Raw genomic sequence first — 16,174 nt, 5'->3', positions numbered from 1 at the left:
TTCCCAAATTTTGCATAAATTTGTTCCTAGCCCCCTCCCCTGCCCCTCAACGCAACTCCCGCATGTTCGTATTTGAGCGCTCACAAGGCTCCACGCCTCCCGATCGATAGCCTCACCGCGTCTAGCCGCGCTTGTACGTAAGCGCGGCAAAGCACGCACGCTGGCGCAGCGTTGCGTGGGGAGTCCACATCTCACCGCGAATTGCGCCTGTTATCAAAGACAGGCGGCCAAGCTTGGCGTCGTGAACGGCATTGCGCGGCGTTGCACGGTTATCCGAAGAGCCTACCAGTAAGCCCCGGTTTGCGCGCTCGCGAGCAACCTCGCAATCAGATCTACGCCTTCAGGAGTGTGAAGGTAGTCTGCAGGACATCCTCCACCGAGAGCCGGAACCGGCGAATGAAGCCAGTTGAGAAGCCATGACCGTGCGTCAAAGCCATCCGGATTCCCAGATTCTTCGATCATCCTCCGAACCTGCGTGACAAGCATTTCAACGACGGCTGGCGAGATACTTTGTGGGCCTGAATCCGATGGCAGCGAATCCTCGCGGTTGCCTTTTCTAGTGGTGGGCATTTATGTGTCGCGCTCGATTCGGCGTTGGTCGCGCGCCGATATCTCATACGGGGCTTAGCAAGCAGTGACCCCGCCAAGACCCGTTCTCCAGACGCTTACCGTAGAACCCGTCTATAATTGACAGTGCAGCTCTTAACTGCACAAAGTGTAAATATAGAGTTCTGCCCATATCATCGTGAACAGATCTCTGTAGGCTGACTGACGGAAACGTTGATCCACGAATGGCTCAATGCATCAATATATACGCTTTCTGCCTCAGAACCGAAAACAGGGAGCGGAGCTTGGTGGCTGAGGATAATCCCGCACCATTCTCTGTCCCACCTATCTACCAGCTTCACCAATGACCAGACGGGGTGATGATCACTAGTCGGCTCAATCACGATCCGACTATCCAGCCCATCCGCTCCCGATTGAAGCCAGGTACGCCAACACGGCCTTTTCTCGGCCGTCGGCCACCAGACGTTGGGCAGTTTTGCCATCGAATTCTGGCAGCGAACTGTGCCGATACCACTCAAGCGCAATCCATAGATTTCCGGAAACGGCCATGGCTGCCCTGATAACGCGCAGATGCTGTGCCGACCGGGAAAGTAGCCAAGAAGCGGTTGCACGGTCGCGCTTACTAGACATTGATGTTTTTACCAGTTACTGATCCTGCGCACGAACGATGTCCGTACCTTGAGAGGTCAAGCGAAACGCATATGCCTTTCGACCTCCACTTGCTGGTGGCTCAGATGTCAACAGTCCAATCGACGTCAGAAAGTCGGTATCGCGCTTCAGGCATTTGAGCTGATCGCGGTTGCATCCGGGCGACCGGTACACGAGCGCAAGCAGTTCCAGATATTCGTCGCTTAGAGATCGCGACACCTCCCACGCCACAAGGCGATGGCGATGACAGTACCAAATCTCCGAAGCAACGCGATGCTCCATCTGTTGCATCTCACGCGGGTCGTAAAAGGTCAACATCCGACGCTGCTTGCAATCTGCATGGCTGCATTGCAGAAAAAGATGGCCAGCCCCTTGCTCCTGCTCGCTGTCCATCCAACGTCGAAAGACAGGCTCAGCAACATGGAAGCGTTCTGCGCCAATTTCAACGGGATTTCTGAACCACGCAGTCAGTTGACGAAGGGGCACCGTCAAGTATCGACCTCGGTACCAGACGTCGACCGATCCGTTCAATAACGTGGTCGCAACCATCTCGGCATGCCCGTGGGACACATTCTTCTTTCCAGCATCGAACAACGATAGCATTTCCGAGACTTCGGTGAGCCCACCAACTACATCGCTCACTACCGACTGCACATCCGACAGCGCTCCATCGCCATACATCACCGCTAACTACTCCATCATTCATTGACGACAAGATCGGGACAACACCCGCTCGGTCCTCACTTCGTCGCTTTCTACTTGTCTGGCATTAATGGGTCGTAAATGCCGTGGCCAATCGATGATGATACCTCGACCATACGCGCATGGAAAGGGTATCGGGCCGAAGCGACACAGAAGCGCACCTCAAGCAGATAGGTAGGTCGATCCGTGCACGCCGACTCGCACTCAACATTTCGCAGGAATCACTCGCCCACCTCGCGAACATCGACAGAAGCCACATGGGCAAAATCGAGAGGGGCGAACGAAATGTCACGTTGCTGAATCTTCTGAGAATCTCTCGAGCGCTTGCTTGGCAACCTTCAGAACTTCTCGCTTCGGCAGGTTTGTAACGAGGTAACTCGCACGCGATCGCAGCGGCTTTTGATCCGACTGGCGAGGAGTAAGCCAGTCCTCAAACTCCTTATGCAAAAGGAGACCCCGCCCCCAACGGCCACCCAGCGTCGCCGAATAGCTCGTCGAAACCATCACGACAGAGCCGAAGCATATCTTCCGGATCGATGTCGCGTTCAGGCTGCGCAATTTCGACCGCGGCGCGGATAATGTCGTTGACTTCCGTGAATAGCTCGTCGACACCGGATCTCACCGACTTCCGTTGTGCCTCCGTCATCGTGTCATACAGGCGCTTCCAGATTGGGATCAGATCATCCTCGATCGTGTTCACGAAGTGAAGCATCGCATCGTGGATGTAGAGCACGTCTTGAGCACGCTTTTCCGGAATCCGGTCGTCGCGAATCAACAACTTCTGGACCATGAAGCTCACTGGATTCGGGATCTGGAGATCCGGCACGTCTTCGCCGAGACCCGACTCGTTGGCCGGGATCGTGACCGCCCACGGCTCGTGTAGAAGCACTTCGAGGTGACGCAGCTTCTGGGCCACGACGCCGGCATTCGCCTCGGTCGCATCCTTTTCCAGCTGCTTCGTCACCTTGTTGCGCCGACAAGGACTGCCCGTCAACGGCGTGAGGAATTCCGCGTAGAAGCCTTTCGCCCCCGCGCCCATGACCTTCTTTGCAATCTCTGACCGCCTCTACGCAGTCGTTTTTATTTCGAACTCCTGGAGCAAAACGCCCGGTCAAACTGCCGCGCCCTTTGCGCCTCGTCACTATGCAAGTAGGTCGACGTTGTCGAAATTGACGCATGCCGCAGATTGTCGCGCACCATGATCAGTTCCGCGCCACGCGCCAACGCATGCGTGGCATGTGTATGGCGTATCCAATGCGGGCTCGCGCGGCGCAATTTCTCGGCGGTCGCCGGCTGTTCCCCCTCGATCGCACCGGCCACCAGCAGGAAAAAGCGGCGGATCACCCTCCAAAGACGGGTACTCTGAATGCCGGCAGCGTCTTCCTCAAGACTTGAAACGAGCGGAGTAGAAGGAATCCAACGAGATGGCGTCACCGGCAACCCGCGCTGCATGAGCCAAAAATCCAACGCGGTTCGCGCCAGTGTCGGTAACGCAACCTTACCGGGCCTCCCGCCCTTCCCGATCACATGCAGCCAGTGATCGCCATGTTCGTCGCGGCGGATATCGCCCAGCTTGGCGCCAACCAGTTCGCCGGCGCGCAGCCCCGTCGCGTAGCCGAAGTCCAGTAGAAAGCGTAAGCGCTGAGCAGCTGGCTCGCTCCAGCCGTATGACCATTCAAGCCCGTCGGCCAGTGTGCGGATCAACAACCACTCGCCCTCCGTAAAGCCCCGCGAGACGTCCAGTCCCGTATGCAACACGCCACCTCGCACCTTGACGCCAGCAAATGGGTTCGCCTGAACATAGCGCTGCTCAACCAGCCAACGAAACATTGCGGATAGCACCGTCAACGCATGCGCTGTCGACCGAGCTGATAGGGAACCGTTAAACGGCCGCCACTCGACGCTCTGTCGTGGCCGAGGCGGCCCCACCCAACGCTCCCGCGGTGTCGGCCGACGCAAGAAGCCGCGATACGCAATCGCGTCATCCGTCGTGAGCGACGACAATGCTCGACCGCGCTCGACGATCGCCCACAGGATCAGCCGCTCGGCTTCTTTCCTGTAGGCACGTTGCGTATCCGCTGATTCATGCAGCGACAACCAGGAGAGGACGGCCTCGTAGTCATTCGATGCGCTCAGCAAGCAGGCCTCCTGCGGTGCCCGAAACTTTCCACGCGTGCCGTTAACCTCATGCGGCACGTGCATTCGCTCCCACGGAACGATGTTTCCGGACGGTACCGCGGCGATCAACGTGCGGGCTCGTTCGGTCAAGGCCGGGTACGCAGCAAAAAACGCTTCAACGTGCCGCGCGCCGGCGGCCCCAAGACCGTCGATCGTCGACCACCAGCGGCTCCGACGCGGAATTCGGACGGTCAGGTCTGCAAGCGTTCTGATCCCGTGCGCCTGCAGGGACACCACGACACGTGGCGGCAGCCATTCGCCAATTTCATCCGAGATGTGCGGCTGGGGAACAGGTAGATGACGCAGTACATCGATGGCCTGGACGACAGCGTCTACCACGGCTTGAGAAGGACGATCGACGAACGCGATCGCGAGATCCTCGCGATGACGCGCTCGAGCAAACGCCACGAGTCGCCGGCGAATGCGCCCGAGGATGCTACGCGACGATGCGCCAGTTGCCCGCCGTTCGCTCAGGTAACGAGAGACAGCGGCTCGCGCCTCCAGACCGGCGTACCAGCTCCGTAGCGCGGCAAGCTCCGCCTCGTCCGGAAAGTCGAGCGTGGCTTCGTCGGCAGTGGCATGGAACTGACGCGTTTTCATGATCTCCAGTTTAGGCGATTTTTGATGATAGGCAGATAATAATCCTTATCTGCCTATCATCATCAAATTGCTGACAAAGTTATTTCAATTCGTAATGGTTAGGTACGTAATACGGCCGCAATCGGCAAGCGCTTGCGGTTCGTGATGCCCTGTCACCGCCGCTCCCAGGCATCCAGATAGTGATGCGACGGGATCGTCGCAAGCTGCTCGTCGTGGATGACGGTGGAGCAGCCCCCTGAAACACCGAACACAGTCCCCCACTTACAATAACGGGTGTCTGGAGATACAGGGGCAAGTCCAGACGGGAATGCGCTCAACGGTTGCCAGTTCGTGATCGAACAGCAGGCAACGCGGCGCTTCCGGCATCGTCCATCTGTCATCAACACCACACGTCAACGTCGACGGTACGCCTGCGCGTGATTGCGCCCACCTTGATGAGACATGTGCCGGCACTATAATTTTTGATGCAGGATTCGCGCTCGAACGGTCTCCCGAACTCATCGAGAAAAGGGACATATTGCTGCCGCCATCCCGTCCGGTCGTCGGATCGGTAAAGTGTGAGGATTGGCCTCTCCCGCCGATTCCCACTGCGCCCCTAATGGCTGGATTCTTCATCGTCGCCCGAGCGCGAGCGCAGGAGCCACGCATGCAGGACAACCCGCCCATCACCGAAAATCACCTGCTTGCCGCGCTGCCGGAAAACGAACGCGCTCACCTCGCCGCTCACCTGACGCTTGTCGACATGCCGTTGGGAAAAGTGCTGTACGAATCGGGCGGCCAGCTTCATCACGTCTATTTTCCGACCACGTCGATCGTGTCGCTGCTGTACGTGATGGAGGACGGCTCGTCTGCGGAAATCGCGATCGTCGGGCATGAGGGCATGATCGGTGTGTCGCTGTTCATGGGCGGCGAAACGACGCCGAGTCGCGCCGTCGTGCAAAGCGCTGGGCAGGCCTACCGGCTCGACGCGAGCGTCCTGAAAGAAGAATTCAGGCGTGGCAATGCGATGCAACGCCTGTTGTTGCGCTATACCCAGGCGCTCATCACGCAGATGGCGCAGACTGCGGTGTGCAACCGCCATCATTCCATCGATCAGCAGCTGTGCCGCTGGCTGCTGCTCAGCCTCGACCGCCTGCCTTCGAACCAGTTGCGCATGACGCAGGAACTGATCGCCAACATGCTGGGCGTGCGGCGGTCGGGCGTGACGGAGGCTGCTTTGAAGCTGCAGGACGCGGGCCTCATCCGCTACAACTACGGCCATATCCAAGTGCTGGACCGACCCGGGCTCGAAAAGCGCGTGTGCGAATGCTATGCGGTGGTCAAACGCGAATTCGATCGCCTGCTTCCCGATCTGAAGCGACTCTAGCCGCCACTGAGCCGCATCGTGCCGGCCTTTCCCGCAACTGCCCTCGATGTCCGAGAAGGCCCGGAAGCGGCCGATCGACACCTTGCCGCCAACCTCGCCTCATCCGGCGACCCAGTACGGCGCCCGGTTGTAGTACTGGTGAAGCGACAATCCCCACTGCGATTGCGTCATCACCGGCCAATGCTCGTCGTCGAAGCCAGGGGTACTTTTGACATGCGCGGCGGTCACGTCCAGGTGGAAACATTTGTCACCGACATCGTATTTCATCGCACTCCACGGAATGGCACAAAGCATCTCGCCCATGCCGCCGCTGGACGCTACCGCGTAGGCAATTTTGCCGTGGTGCAAATCGAGCACGATGTCGAACACGTTGCCGATATCCTCACCGTCCGACGCGATGATCTTGCTGCCCCTCAGGACATCGGCGGTCGTCACCATATGACCGGGTTCATCGCCAGCATCGCGTTCGACGAGCTTGCCCCCGTTGCCGTCATCCCCGGATCGGTCGGGGGTGTGGAGCATCCTCATGATGTCCTCCTTGGACAAGTTCCGGGAATATCCGTCTCGTACACGGCCTCGACATCGAAAGCGGCACTCGACGCACGAGGAAACGCTGCGCGCACCGGCATTGGAAGTCGGTACGGTTCCGTACCCGAGCACCTCGGGAATATTGGCTCGCCGACGCTCCGACCGATTCCGCCACGCTTATCGATATCGCCGAATACCGGCGACGACTCGATCCTTCGTAGTCTCGCAGGGCGCTGCCCCTGCGCTAGCGGTGCTTGATGTGCAACGACTTCCGGTGATGCTTTCGATGGGCCGGGCGGGAGATCATCCTCGTGACACCACCGATCGACGGCGGATCGCTGGCGGGGAACGTCCCCTCCACCGCCTCGTCGACATTGCGCTCGCTCTTGCCACCGTTCGTATGCTGCTCTCGATACCTGCTGCGCATAACCGCCTCCGTGGAGTTGATGGTCGGATCGGGCCGGATTCATCTGGCCCACCAGCGTGAAACGCCTCCGGTCACGATGCCAGCATAGGCCCGATTGGAATATTCCGCCCGGTGCGAGCGTGATCCGCCGGACATCGCGAAACGGCCACGTACACCGGAAAACCGTCCGGCATAGGACAGACTGAGCCCGCGCATCCCGCGTATAGCTGGGCTACCGGGCCGAAATTCGCCGCCGACCGGATGCGTCGCGGTACGTCGACTTCTTCCCAATTTTTCACCAGGATCCGCCACGACACTCGTTCTTCTCGCTCTCCCCCGACAGATTGCCGGCGAGTTCTCCGTGGCGGCGACAGTCGCCCTCGGCGCGGCCGTCTTCCCCTCACTCTCGAATGCCCGCGGCTCCGCACCGGATCAAGCACCGCCCCACATCATGCCCGTGGCGGCGCAAAGGTCGATCGACGGGCGCATCAACAGCCTGCACCAGCGGCTTGGCATCACGCCTGGCCAGGAATCGCTGTGGCAGCCGGTGGCGCAGGTGATGCGCGACAACGCGAACGCGATGGAATCGCTCAGGAAGGCACGTAGCGATCACGCGAACGACATGAGCGCGATGGGCGATCTTCATTCCTATGGCGAAGTCACCAACGTGCACGCAGATGGCGTCAAAAAGCTGACCACGGCGTTTCAGCCGCTTTACGACAAGATGTCCGATACGTAAAAGCAGAACGCGAATGCGATTTTCCGTGGCAACGGTCGCCACCTGATCAAGGAGCAATAGTTCCGGACCTTCTGCCGATACCGACTGTCGATGACAGCCGCTGACCGGCAGATTGCGGATCGTACACGGGAGAACATGATGGACGTTTCTGCCGGACACGCACGTCGAAACACGGTGGCGCCGAGATCAGGCACGCGGCTCGTCGGCATGATCGTTGCGTTCGGCTGCCTTGTCGTTGCACCGCAGTTGCATGCGGAGAGAATGAATCACGGCTGGGACAAGGGCAATCACGCGCGCATGACGCATCAGGGCGGTCGCTACTACGACCATCACCGGCATGGAGGCGACGGCTATTACGATGGCGAGGATGACGCTTATGCCGCGCCTCCGATGGTTTACGAGCCGGCACCGGCGCCCGGCGTCTCGCTGTTCATCCCGCTGCGGCTGCGTTGACGTACGAATCCAGTCCGGCGGACGGGTACACCTGGCGGCACGTGGATGTGGCGATCCTCACTGCTTCGTGATCCTGATGACGAAGCTGGCGAGGAGGTGTCGCGACATGCCGGGAGGGGCGGTTCGCGCCCGTGCGCGCATTGTACGGTTTCGTACCGCATCGGGCATTCGTCGCGTGTAGCGTCTCAATCATGCCGGCCGCCCGAGGGGACGCGCTTAGCAGGCATCGCTCCGCATCGGCGGGCGAACGGCTGGATACCACTGCACGGCAGGCAGGTCAGCCGGATCACCGAAGTGCCGGGCATCGCTCTGACGAGGACATCATGTTGCGAAGCATCCGAAGGTTGCACGGAGACACGGTTCGAGCGAAGGACGGCGATATCGGGCACATTAACCAGGCCTACTTCGACGACGACAACTGGTGTATTCGCTACCTCGTCGTCGAGACGGGCGACTGGCTGCACGACAGACGGGTTCTAATCTCGCCATATTCCGTAACACATCCCGAATTCCGCACGCTATATGTCAGTCTGTCGCAAGAGCAGGTGAGAGACAGCCCGAATCTGGACACGCACAAGCCGGTATCGCGCCAGCACGAGATCGAGTACCTGCGTTACTACAACTACCCGACTTACTGGGGCGGCCCGAACCTTTGGGGGATGGGTGCTTACCCGGCTTTCGATCCGGCCGGACCGTCGCAGGATCTCGATGCCGGCGACCCGCTGTTCTCGCACGGCGCGCCGGCCAGTGCGCCGGCGGATACGCATTTGCGCAGCACCGGCGAGGTCGACGGATATCGGCTCGAAGCCACGGACGGACATATCGGTCACGTGTCCGACTTCATTTACGACGATGAAGCCTGGGTGATCCGCTATCTCGCGATCGACACGTCGAGCTGGTGGTCGACCGGCAAGGAAGTCCTGATCGCGACGCACTGGCTTGACCAGGTGGAATGGCATACGGAAACGGTGTCGGCCACGCTCACGCGCGACGCGATCCGCCGCAGCCCTCCCTACGACGACTCGCAGCTCGTGCATCGAAGCTACGAAATCGAGTTGCACGAATTCTACGGCAAGCACGGCTACTGGCCCCGAGACCGCTAACGCGGACGACGGGCCGTCAACGCAACCACCATCCCGTTTGGGATGTTGCGTGACCGAACGCCAAGGAGCAGTTGCATGACCTCAACCGATTTCCCGTCAATCCAAGGGGCGGCACTCGATGCGCTGTGCATCAATACGCTGCGCTTCCTGTCGATCGATGCCGTGCAGAAAGCGGCGAGCGGCCATCCAGGCCTGCCGCTCGGCGCCGCGCCGATGGCCTATGCGCTATGGATGCGTCATCTCAAGCATCACCCGGCCAATCCGGCATGGTTCGATCGCGATCGCTTCATCCTGTCGGCCGGACATGGATCGATGCTGTTGTACAGCCTGCTCCACCTCACCGGCTACGACCTGCCGCTCGATCAGATCGGCCGCTTCCGGCAATCGGGCAGCCTCACGCCCGGCCATCCGGAGCGCGGCCTCACTCCGGGTGTCGAGACGACGACCGGCCCGCTCGGCCAGGGTTTCGCCAACGCCGTCGGCATGGCGATGGCGGAAACGCAGCTCGCCGCGTGCTACAACCGTCCCGGCTTCGAGATCGTGGATCACCGCACCTACGCACTCGTCAGCGACGGCGACCTGATGGAAGGCGTCGCGGCGGAAGCGGCATCGCTTGCCGGCCATCTCCAGCTCGGTAAGCTGATCTGCCTGTACGACGATAATCGCGTCACGCTGTCCGCCGGCACCGCGATCACCTTCACCGAAGATCGCGCACAACGGTTCGACGCCTACGGCTGGCATACCGAAACGGTCGAAGACGGCAACGACCTGGCCGCCATCGATGCGGCGCTGGTCAACGCACGCGCCGAGCAGCGACGTCCGTCGTTGATCCTCGTGCGCACGCATCTCGGCTATGGCTCGCCCAACCGGCAAGACACGTACCAGGCTCACGGATCGCCACTCGGCGATGCCGAGGTGCGCCTGACCAAGCACAACCTCGGCTGGCCGCCCGATCCCGCGTTTCATATTCCCCCACCGGCGCTCGCGCATTTTCGCCGGGCGCTGGCGGAGGGGCGAGTACGGGAAGAGCAGTGGAACGCGCGGTTCGAGGCCTATACGCGCGCGTTCCCCGAGCTGGCTCGGATGCTGCTGAACACTGTGCACGGCAAGCTGCCCGACGGTTGGGACCGCGATATCCCGGTCTTTCCGGCCGATCCGAAAGGCATGGCGACGCGGGTCGCATCCGGCAAGGTGTTGAACGCCCTCGCCTCCCGCGTCCCGTCGCTGGTCGGCGGCTCCGCCGACCTAAACCCCTCCACCTTCACCGCGCTAATCGGGCTCGGCGATTTCGAGGCCGCCGGCGTGAACGCGCTCGACCGACAAGGGTCCGACGGCGGCGGCTGGAGCCGTAGCGGCCGCAATCTGCATTTCGGCGTGCGCGAGCATGCGATGGGCGCGATCCTGAACGGCTTGGCGGCCCACGGCGGCATCCGGCCATTCGGCGCGACCTTTCTGATCTTTTCCGACTACATGCGTCCGCCGATCCGGCTCGCCGCATTGATGCGTCTGCAGGTGATCTACGTGTTCACGCACGACAGTCTCGCCGTCGGCGAGGACGGTGCGACACATCAGCCGATGGAGCAGCTTGCCGGACTGCGTGCGGTCCCGGGCCTGCTGGTGATTCGACCGGCCGATGCCAATGAAACCGCCGTCGCGTGGCGTGTGGCGCTCGAAGCGCGGGAGCGACCGACTGCGCTGGTACTGACCCGCCAGGACGTGCCGACCATCGATCGCCTCCGGTTCGCGCCGGCCGAGGGCTTGCGGCGTGGCGGCTACGTCTTGGCCGATGCCCCCGATGGCCACCCCACGCTGATCCTGATCGCGACGGGCTCGGAAGTCACGCTCGCGCTGGCGGCACAAGTCGAATTGCTCGCGCGCGGCGTAGCGGTTCGGGTGGTGTCGCTGCCCTGTTGGAGATTATTCGACGCTCAGCCCCAGCCATATCAGGACGCCGTGCTGCCGAAGTCGGTCGGCGCGCGGCTGGCGATCGAAGCGGGTGTGTCACAAGGCTGGCACCGCTATGTCGGCGATCGTGGCGACGTACTCGGCATCGCGGGTTTCGGCGCGTCGGCGCCGGGCGCCGAGCTGATGCGAGATTTCGGCTTCACGGTCGAGAACGTCTGCGACCACGCACTGAAACTGCTCGCCTGATCCGTGGACGGCCCGTACGCGTATCAACCGTTCGGGCCGCAGCTGGCATGGCACATACCGGCTTCGAGTACCGCGTCGACCATCGACTGGGCATCGGGCACGATGCGCCACGTGATCCGCTCCGCTCTCCTGTATGAGGCACTGGCGCATTCTCGTTCGCGCACGGGCCGTGACTGCCGGCATGCGCGTGGCGGACGGCGGGCGCCGGGACCTTCCACAACCAACCGAACGCGCGAAGCGCCGCCCATTCCGCCACCCGCCATGCTCAAGCGGTGGCGGGCTTGCCGGCTCGGCGCTCGAGCATGAGAATAAGGGCGATGATGCTGACGAAATGCATGCGTTCAGATGGCGTCGGACTGCCGTGTTCGAGAATCGATTCCAGCCTAATTCGCCAGAGTGCCCATGGCGCAGGCTCACCGGGGGCGACGCGTGCAATGAGTCGTTCGAGTGAACGGAGGTCTTCCTCGATTGCTGTGTGGGCCATGGCAATGCTCCGGTTGTCGTGAGGAACGGCGGACAGTCTATGCCGAAGCACTGCGCCGCTCTGCCCGCTACCGTACATCGCATGCGCGCGGGGCACTTCCCGGCAGCGACGGCCGCAATGCAGGCGCCCGGCGCGATACTGTGCGACGGGCGCGGGGGGCATCGGCGCCCCGTCCGGCGCGAGCCGTCCCGTGCGTGCCGCGCACCACCCTCCACGACGCCGCATGGCGACCTGCGGCCGACACGCGGCGAGCACAACGTGATCCATGCGAGGTATGCAAAGTGACCGAAACGATCGGATGCCTCATCTTCGGAGCCCTGCTGATTTTCATGGGACTCATCGGATCGTCGCTTAAGCGCCTGCCGCTGAGTGCGGCCATGGTGTATCTCGGGATCGGCTTTCTGGTCGGACCGGCCGGCACCGGCTTCCTGTCGCTGAAATTGCCGGACGACGTCACGAACTTGCGCATTGCTGCCGAAATCGGCTTGCTGATCTCGCTGTTCGCGATCGGCCTGAGGCTGCGTGTCCCGCCCGCCGATCCCCGCTGGATGCTGCCGCTGCGGCTCGGCGTCGTCGCAATGATCTTCACCGTGGCGTCGATCGCCGCGCTCGGCGTGCTGGTGCTGAATTTGAATCTCGGTGTCGCGGTACTTCTCGGCGCGATGATCGCGCCGACCGACCCCGTGCTCGCTCATGACGTCGGCGTGCGCGACGCGGGTGACGTCGAGCTGGTACGTTTTTCGTTGTCCGCCGAAGGTGGGATCAACGACGGCACGGCCTACCCGTGCGCGGTACTCGGCATGCTTTTGTGCGGTTCCGGCACGACGTCGGCGCTTCACTGGAGCATGGTCGGCGGCATTGCATGGGGTATCGCGTCCGGTGCGGGCGCAGGCTGGCTGCTCGGCTTCGTCACGGCCCGGCTCGTCGCATTCCTGCGCAGCCGTCACAGCCAGGCGCTCGGCCTCGAAGGGTTCTTCGCGCTCGGCCTGATCATGCTGTCGTACGGTGTGGCGCTCGCCATTCATGGCTACGGGTTCCTGGCCGTGTTCGCGGCGGGCGTCGCGATGCGGCGCGTCGAACATCGAACGAGCGGCCAGAAGACGTCGAAGGAGACGGTCGGCGTCGTGAACAGCGAGGATGTCGAAGCCACCGCCACCGATCCCGACAAAGCCCATGCCTTCGTCGCGGAATCGGTCATGGGATTCACAATCGAGCTTGAACACATCGTCGAAGCCGTCCTGATCCTGCTGATCGGCGCGCTCGTCTCACGGTATTGGGCTGACATGCTCACCTGGGCGGGCGCGGCCGTGGTCGCGACACTGCTGTTCGTCATCCGGCCGGCCGCCACCCAGCTTGCGCTGATCGGCTCCCGGGCGTCGCACCACCAGCGCCGGCTGATCAGCTGGTTCGGCATTCGCGGCGTGGGTTCCCTGTATTACCTGATGCTGGCCATCGAGCAAGAGCCGCGCGCGCAACTGTTGCCGATGGTTCCGTGGGTACTGGCCATCATCGCCGTGTCGATCGTGCTGCACGGTATTTCAGCTGCGCCGCTGATGCGTCGTTATGCGTGAGACCCAGGACGGGCGTAGTGACGCGATGCGTGGGCTGGTCGAACGGTTTGGCGCGATGCCACACCCGACACTCAAGGTGCCGGGCGACAGTCCTTCCATGAACTTGCAGCGTCGATGATGTCCCGCGTCACAGCCTGCCCAGCCGCATCAGTATGAGTAACACGACCAATACCAAGCCCAGCAATCCGCTTGGACCATAACCCCAGCCGTTGCTGTAGCGCCAGGTCGGGATCATCCCGACCATCAGCAGCACGGCAACGATCAGTAGAAGTAGTCCCAGTGACATGCCGTCTCTCTTCAATCAATCCGGCTAGTCATGCCGCGATGCGTCCGCATCGTTGGCCTCGCCGAATGCAATCGAACCGATGTTTCCGTCGAAACGCTCCCGAGCGATTCCACGTCGACGCGCGCACGCGCCGTTCGTCGCCGGTCGCGTCGAAATTCGCGGGGTCGCCTCTCGAATGCCGGAGTTACCCGGACGGAAGTCGTCCTGCTTCTTCATGCAGGGCTCGTGCGCGATGCACCCGGTTCGGGACGTGCATCGACTCTTTCGATATCAAGGTAGGCGGACGCGGGCGTGGAGTATGTCCGGCGACGTACCGGACGCACGGCACCGCGCGACGGATCGACCTGTCGACACCGACGAGCCGACGATCGTGGGTACCAGCTGCGAAGTTCGTCACCTGCTTTTTCGGGTGACGGGACCCGGTTCAGTGGAGATGCCCTCCGAACAAACCGAGCAACCCGATGACGATCAGGTAGATCGCAACGATGTAATTCAACAGCCGCGGCACGACGAGAATCAGAATGCCGGCGATCAGCGAAACCAGTGGGCCTGCGCTCGTGAGGATGTGCATATGCCCTCCGCAAGATTGAAAACGACAGATGGATACGAATCCGCGCTGCCTCCGATGCTCGTTACAGCGACTTGACCCAGGCGACACGCGGGCTCTTGGCGGTCGCGCAAGAGCGCGCAAGGAGCGAGCCGACGCCGGCGGCGGTGATGTGGCATTCGTCGATCTGGCGGCCGCTCGCGTCGGATGTGCCGGTCGTCGTGCATCCCTGCACCACGACGCAGATAGCAAGACGCGATCCCTGCGTACCTCATGTAAGTGTTTTTCGCTGCATGATTCGCCTCAGGCAGTTCGTGGATATCCCCGACGCTACACACTGGCGAACGTGAATGCGGTACGAAAGCGTACCAAGCATGTAAAAACAGACAACCACCCTTCGCAGCGATCGACCCGGGAGCCGCCCGCATACACCTGCTCGCGTGGCGGTGCCGGTTCACGTACGGCATCGTACCGACTTCCGTCACGAACGCGCTCAACCTGTATTCCGGCATCCTGATTGTCGCGCGCCGAAGCACCAGTACGACGCTTCGATGGTTCAGGATTTCGTACCGGTGAAACATGCGATCCATGTCAAGGAGCAAGATGATGAACAGGGATCAGATGAGAGGCCGCATCGCGGAAGCGAAGGGCAAACTGAAGGAAATGGTCGGCAGAATCATGGGAAATCGATCGACCAGGATGCAGGGCAAGGTCGAACAGGTCATCGGAAAGACGCAAGCGTCATTCGGTGACGCGAAGGAGCAACTCAGGAAGCGGCCGTAGGATGCTCACGCGAACGGTTCGGTTCTATCGCACCGCGCGATCGGGCAACGTGACGCGAATTCACCGGATGTTGACGGCGCGTGCAGGCAACATCCGGCGCTACCCGCTTCCCGACCGACCTTCAAGATATCGCAATGCGTCGAGGGTGGTCGCTGTGCACGTCGGCAAGCGGCTTGTGCTGCGCGTCTCCCACGCCGGGAAAGAACGTGTCCCACGCGTCCCGGACACCTTTCGCCGCGGTCGCATCTGCGGTCGCATCCACTGCAAGCGTCTCCTGGTCGCTCGACTTGGCCGGATCGGAACACAAGCCTCGCCAGCGCGTAAAGGTGAGCATCGGCTTTTCCGTCCATTCGCCGTCGCCGAACTTCGCAAACGCCGTGTCTCCGCTCACCAGTCGAACCTCATACCATCCGTCGCGCACAGGCGCATATTGGTCCAGCGTAAACCATCGTGTAGATTGGATTTTCATCGTTGCCTCATGGGTCCATGGATCGTTGTACAGGAAAAACCCGGTCGACGCGTGCGCGCTAATCGGCGCACCGATTCAGCCACAGCCGGCCTGCGGCGGTCATGTTGATCGAACCGCCGGTGCGCGACTCGTATGCAAGCCCGTGAGTCAACAGTTCATCGGCTATGACGCGTGGAATATCGGCTTGTGAATCGGGAATCCGATCAAGCGATTTGAGGGTCTCGACAACCTCGGGTGAAAGTGGGATGCACATGGCGGCCTCCTCGGTATTGACTTTATGTTGAACCGAGCGACACGCGCGGGTCTGTACGGTATCGACTATTTGGACGCAGGTTTTGCGGCACCTCGCTGACGCCAGATGATCAACCTGAATCGACAATATGATTCGGTATCCGATATTTTTATTGCGCAACCGGTTCTGAACGCGCACACTACAGAGACCTGCCGGTTCGTTGTCAAGGCATCGGCGCCCTCGAATCCTTCGGCGCCAACGGTCGCTCTGTCAGGAGCACATCATGACCATTCCCACTCTCGAATATCGCGGCCGTGAACTCCGCGTCTATTCACAAATGCTTTTCCCGCCGTTCGGCGAT

Annotated in this window: 19 protein-coding genes and 1 pseudogene; 8 read left to right on the top strand and 12 right to left on the bottom strand. The window is 61.4% G+C overall.

Translation table 11 applies throughout. The features are described 5' to 3' along the window. Positions 1–282: 282 nt before the first annotated feature. Complete coding sequence (locus tag JMF90_RS39965) at positions 283–462, bottom strand: MbcA/ParS/Xre antitoxin family protein (protein ID WP_226292229.1); 180 nt, start codon at positions 460–462, stop codon at positions 283–285. 750 nt (positions 463–1,212) lie between these two features. Further along, complete coding sequence (locus JMF90_RS03965) at positions 1,213–1,896, bottom strand: hypothetical protein (protein ID WP_231691711.1); 684 nt, start codon at positions 1,894–1,896, stop codon at positions 1,213–1,215. A gap of 143 nt (positions 1,897–2,039) precedes the next feature. Between JMF90_RS03965 and JMF90_RS03960 the strand changes: the two genes are divergently transcribed. Then, a complete protein-coding gene (locus tag JMF90_RS03960; RefSeq protein WP_011548870.1) occupies positions 2,040–2,285 on the top strand; it encodes a helix-turn-helix domain-containing protein in 246 nt (81 codons plus the stop codon). A 71-nt stretch (positions 2,286–2,356) separates the two neighbouring features. On the opposite strand, the pseudogene JMF90_RS03955 reads toward JMF90_RS03960, so the two are convergent. Then, a pseudogene (locus JMF90_RS03955) lies at positions 2,357–2,956 on the bottom strand (GSU2403 family nucleotidyltransferase fold protein); the annotation flags it as partial. 41 nt (positions 2,957–2,997) lie between these two features. Next, complete coding sequence (locus JMF90_RS03950) at positions 2,998–4,695, bottom strand: site-specific integrase (RefSeq protein WP_011694891.1); 1,698 nt, start codon at positions 4,693–4,695, stop codon at positions 2,998–3,000. Positions 4,696–5,341: 646 nt separating this feature from the next. Here JMF90_RS03950 and JMF90_RS03945 point away from each other — a divergent pair. Next, a complete protein-coding gene (locus JMF90_RS03945) occupies positions 5,342–6,061 on the top strand; it encodes a Crp/Fnr family transcriptional regulator (protein WP_011548867.1) in 720 nt (239 codons plus the stop codon). Positions 6,062–6,160: 99 nt separating this feature from the next. On the opposite strand, the gene JMF90_RS03940 is transcribed toward JMF90_RS03945, so the two are convergent. Next, positions 6,161–6,589, bottom strand: a complete 429-nt coding sequence (locus JMF90_RS03940) for a PRC-barrel domain-containing protein (RefSeq protein ID WP_011548866.1) — start codon at positions 6,587–6,589, stop codon at positions 6,161–6,163. 244 nt (positions 6,590–6,833) lie between these two features. Beyond that, positions 6,834–7,016: a hypothetical protein gene (locus JMF90_RS40690; RefSeq protein ID WP_011548865.1), complete on the bottom strand. Its 183-nt coding sequence runs from the start codon at positions 7,014–7,016 to the stop codon at positions 6,834–6,836. A 340-nt stretch (positions 7,017–7,356) separates the two neighbouring features. On the opposite strand from JMF90_RS40690, the gene JMF90_RS03935 reads away from it, so the two are divergent. From JMF90_RS03935 to tkt, 4 genes are all read left to right on the top strand, one after another. Then, entirely contained in the window at positions 7,357–7,734 is a 378-nt protein-coding gene (locus tag JMF90_RS03935) for a Spy/CpxP family protein refolding chaperone (protein WP_011548864.1), read from the top strand. A gap of 138 nt (positions 7,735–7,872) precedes the next feature. After that, on the top strand, positions 7,873–8,187 hold the full coding sequence (locus JMF90_RS03930) for a hypothetical protein (RefSeq protein ID WP_011548863.1): 315 nt from the start codon (positions 7,873–7,875) through the stop codon (positions 8,185–8,187). A 323-nt stretch (positions 8,188–8,510) separates the two neighbouring features. After that, entirely contained in the window at positions 8,511–9,290 is a 780-nt protein-coding gene (locus JMF90_RS03925) for a PRC-barrel domain-containing protein (protein WP_011694893.1), read from the top strand. 75 nt (positions 9,291–9,365) lie between these two features. Continuing rightward, positions 9,366–11,441, top strand: coding sequence for a transketolase (tkt, locus tag JMF90_RS03920; RefSeq protein ID WP_011548861.1), 2,076 nt, complete (start codon positions 9,366–9,368; stop codon positions 11,439–11,441). Between the two features lie 265 nt (positions 11,442–11,706). Here the strand turns inward: tkt and JMF90_RS03915 are convergent, their stop codons facing one another. After that, entirely contained in the window at positions 11,707–11,925 is a 219-nt protein-coding gene (locus tag JMF90_RS03915) for a hypothetical protein (protein WP_079999368.1), read from the bottom strand. 281 nt (positions 11,926–12,206) lie between these two features. On the opposite strand from JMF90_RS03915, the gene JMF90_RS03910 reads away from it, so the two are divergent. Next, a complete protein-coding gene (locus JMF90_RS03910) occupies positions 12,207–13,496 on the top strand; it encodes a sodium:proton antiporter (RefSeq protein WP_041489453.1) in 1,290 nt (429 codons plus the stop codon). A gap of 127 nt (positions 13,497–13,623) precedes the next feature. Here JMF90_RS03910 and JMF90_RS03905 read toward each other — a convergent pair whose 3' ends face one another. From JMF90_RS03905 to JMF90_RS03895, 3 genes are all read right to left on the bottom strand, one after another. Then, positions 13,624–13,782: a DUF3309 family protein gene (locus JMF90_RS03905; protein ID WP_006413600.1), complete on the bottom strand. Its 159-nt coding sequence runs from the start codon at positions 13,780–13,782 to the stop codon at positions 13,624–13,626. A 24-nt stretch (positions 13,783–13,806) separates the two neighbouring features. Continuing rightward, a complete protein-coding gene (locus tag JMF90_RS03900) occupies positions 13,807–13,998 on the bottom strand; it encodes a hypothetical protein (RefSeq protein ID WP_201317182.1) in 192 nt (63 codons plus the stop codon). A 208-nt stretch (positions 13,999–14,206) separates the two neighbouring features. Further along, on the bottom strand, positions 14,207–14,353 hold the full coding sequence (locus JMF90_RS03895; protein ID WP_006413561.1) for a DUF3096 domain-containing protein: 147 nt from the start codon (positions 14,351–14,353) through the stop codon (positions 14,207–14,209). 582 nt (positions 14,354–14,935) lie between these two features. Between JMF90_RS03895 and JMF90_RS03890 the strand changes: the two genes are divergently transcribed. Further along, positions 14,936–15,112, top strand: a complete 177-nt coding sequence (locus tag JMF90_RS03890) for a CsbD family protein (protein ID WP_027792671.1) — start codon at positions 14,936–14,938, stop codon at positions 15,110–15,112. 121 nt (positions 15,113–15,233) lie between these two features. Here the strand turns inward: JMF90_RS03890 and JMF90_RS03885 are convergent, their stop codons facing one another. After that, a complete protein-coding gene (locus JMF90_RS03885) occupies positions 15,234–15,581 on the bottom strand; it encodes a hypothetical protein (protein WP_011548858.1) in 348 nt (115 codons plus the stop codon). A gap of 58 nt (positions 15,582–15,639) precedes the next feature. Continuing rightward, positions 15,640–15,834 carry a hypothetical protein gene (locus tag JMF90_RS03880; RefSeq protein WP_034196223.1) on the bottom strand — a complete coding sequence of 65 codons (195 nt, stop codon included), beginning with the start codon at positions 15,832–15,834 and terminating at the stop codon, positions 15,640–15,642. Positions 15,835–16,174 lie beyond the last annotated feature (340 nt).

The organism is Burkholderia sp. E168m23 (genome assembly GCF_016586125.1).
Classification (GTDB): Bacteria; Pseudomonadota; Gammaproteobacteria; order Burkholderiales; family Burkholderiaceae; genus Burkholderia; species Burkholderia orbicola.
This window is presented reverse-complemented; position numbering and strand designations above follow the sequence as displayed.

Bases quoted from the DNA above. Each gene is read 5' to 3' on its own strand.
- JMF90_RS03880 (WP_034196223.1), bottom strand. From the start codon at position 15,834: ATGTGCATCCCACTTTCACCCGAGGTTGTCGAGACCCTCAAATCGCTT.
- JMF90_RS03890 (WP_027792671.1), top strand. From the start codon at position 14,936: ATGAACAGGGATCAGATGAGAGGCCGCATCGCGGAAGCGAAGGGCAAA.
- JMF90_RS39965 (WP_226292229.1), bottom strand. From the start codon at position 462: ATGATCGAAGAATCTGGGAATCCGGATGGCTTTGACGCACGGTCATGG.
- JMF90_RS03930 (WP_011548863.1), top strand. From the start codon at position 7,873: ATGGACGTTTCTGCCGGACACGCACGTCGAAACACGGTGGCGCCGAGA.
- tkt (WP_011548861.1), top strand. From the start codon at position 9,366: ATGACCTCAACCGATTTCCCGTCAATCCAAGGGGCGGCACTCGATGCG.
- JMF90_RS03895 (WP_006413561.1), bottom strand. From the start codon at position 14,353: ATGCACATCCTCACGAGCGCAGGCCCACTGGTTTCGCTGATCGCCGGC.
- JMF90_RS03900 (WP_201317182.1), bottom strand. From the start codon at position 13,998: ATGAAGAAGCAGGACGACTTCCGTCCGGGTAACTCCGGCATTCGAGAG.
- JMF90_RS03965 (WP_231691711.1), bottom strand. From the start codon at position 1,896: ATGTATGGCGATGGAGCGCTGTCGGATGTGCAGTCGGTAGTGAGCGAT.
- JMF90_RS03960 (WP_011548870.1), top strand. From the start codon at position 2,040: ATGGAAAGGGTATCGGGCCGAAGCGACACAGAAGCGCACCTCAAGCAG.
- JMF90_RS03950 (WP_011694891.1), bottom strand. From the start codon at position 4,695: ATGAAAACGCGTCAGTTCCATGCCACTGCCGACGAAGCCACGCTCGAC.
- JMF90_RS40690 (WP_011548865.1), bottom strand. From the start codon at position 7,016: ATGCGCAGCAGGTATCGAGAGCAGCATACGAACGGTGGCAAGAGCGAG.
- JMF90_RS03905 (WP_006413600.1), bottom strand. From the start codon at position 13,782: ATGTCACTGGGACTACTTCTACTGATCGTTGCCGTGCTGCTGATGGTC.
- JMF90_RS03915 (WP_079999368.1), bottom strand. From the start codon at position 11,925: ATGGCCCACACAGCAATCGAGGAAGACCTCCGTTCACTCGAACGACTC.
- JMF90_RS03925 (WP_011694893.1), top strand. From the start codon at position 8,511: ATGTTGCGAAGCATCCGAAGGTTGCACGGAGACACGGTTCGAGCGAAG.
- JMF90_RS03940 (WP_011548866.1), bottom strand. From the start codon at position 6,589: ATGAGGATGCTCCACACCCCCGACCGATCCGGGGATGACGGCAACGGG.
- JMF90_RS03885 (WP_011548858.1), bottom strand. From the start codon at position 15,581: ATGAAAATCCAATCTACACGATGGTTTACGCTGGACCAATATGCGCCT.
- JMF90_RS03945 (WP_011548867.1), top strand. From the start codon at position 5,342: ATGCAGGACAACCCGCCCATCACCGAAAATCACCTGCTTGCCGCGCTG.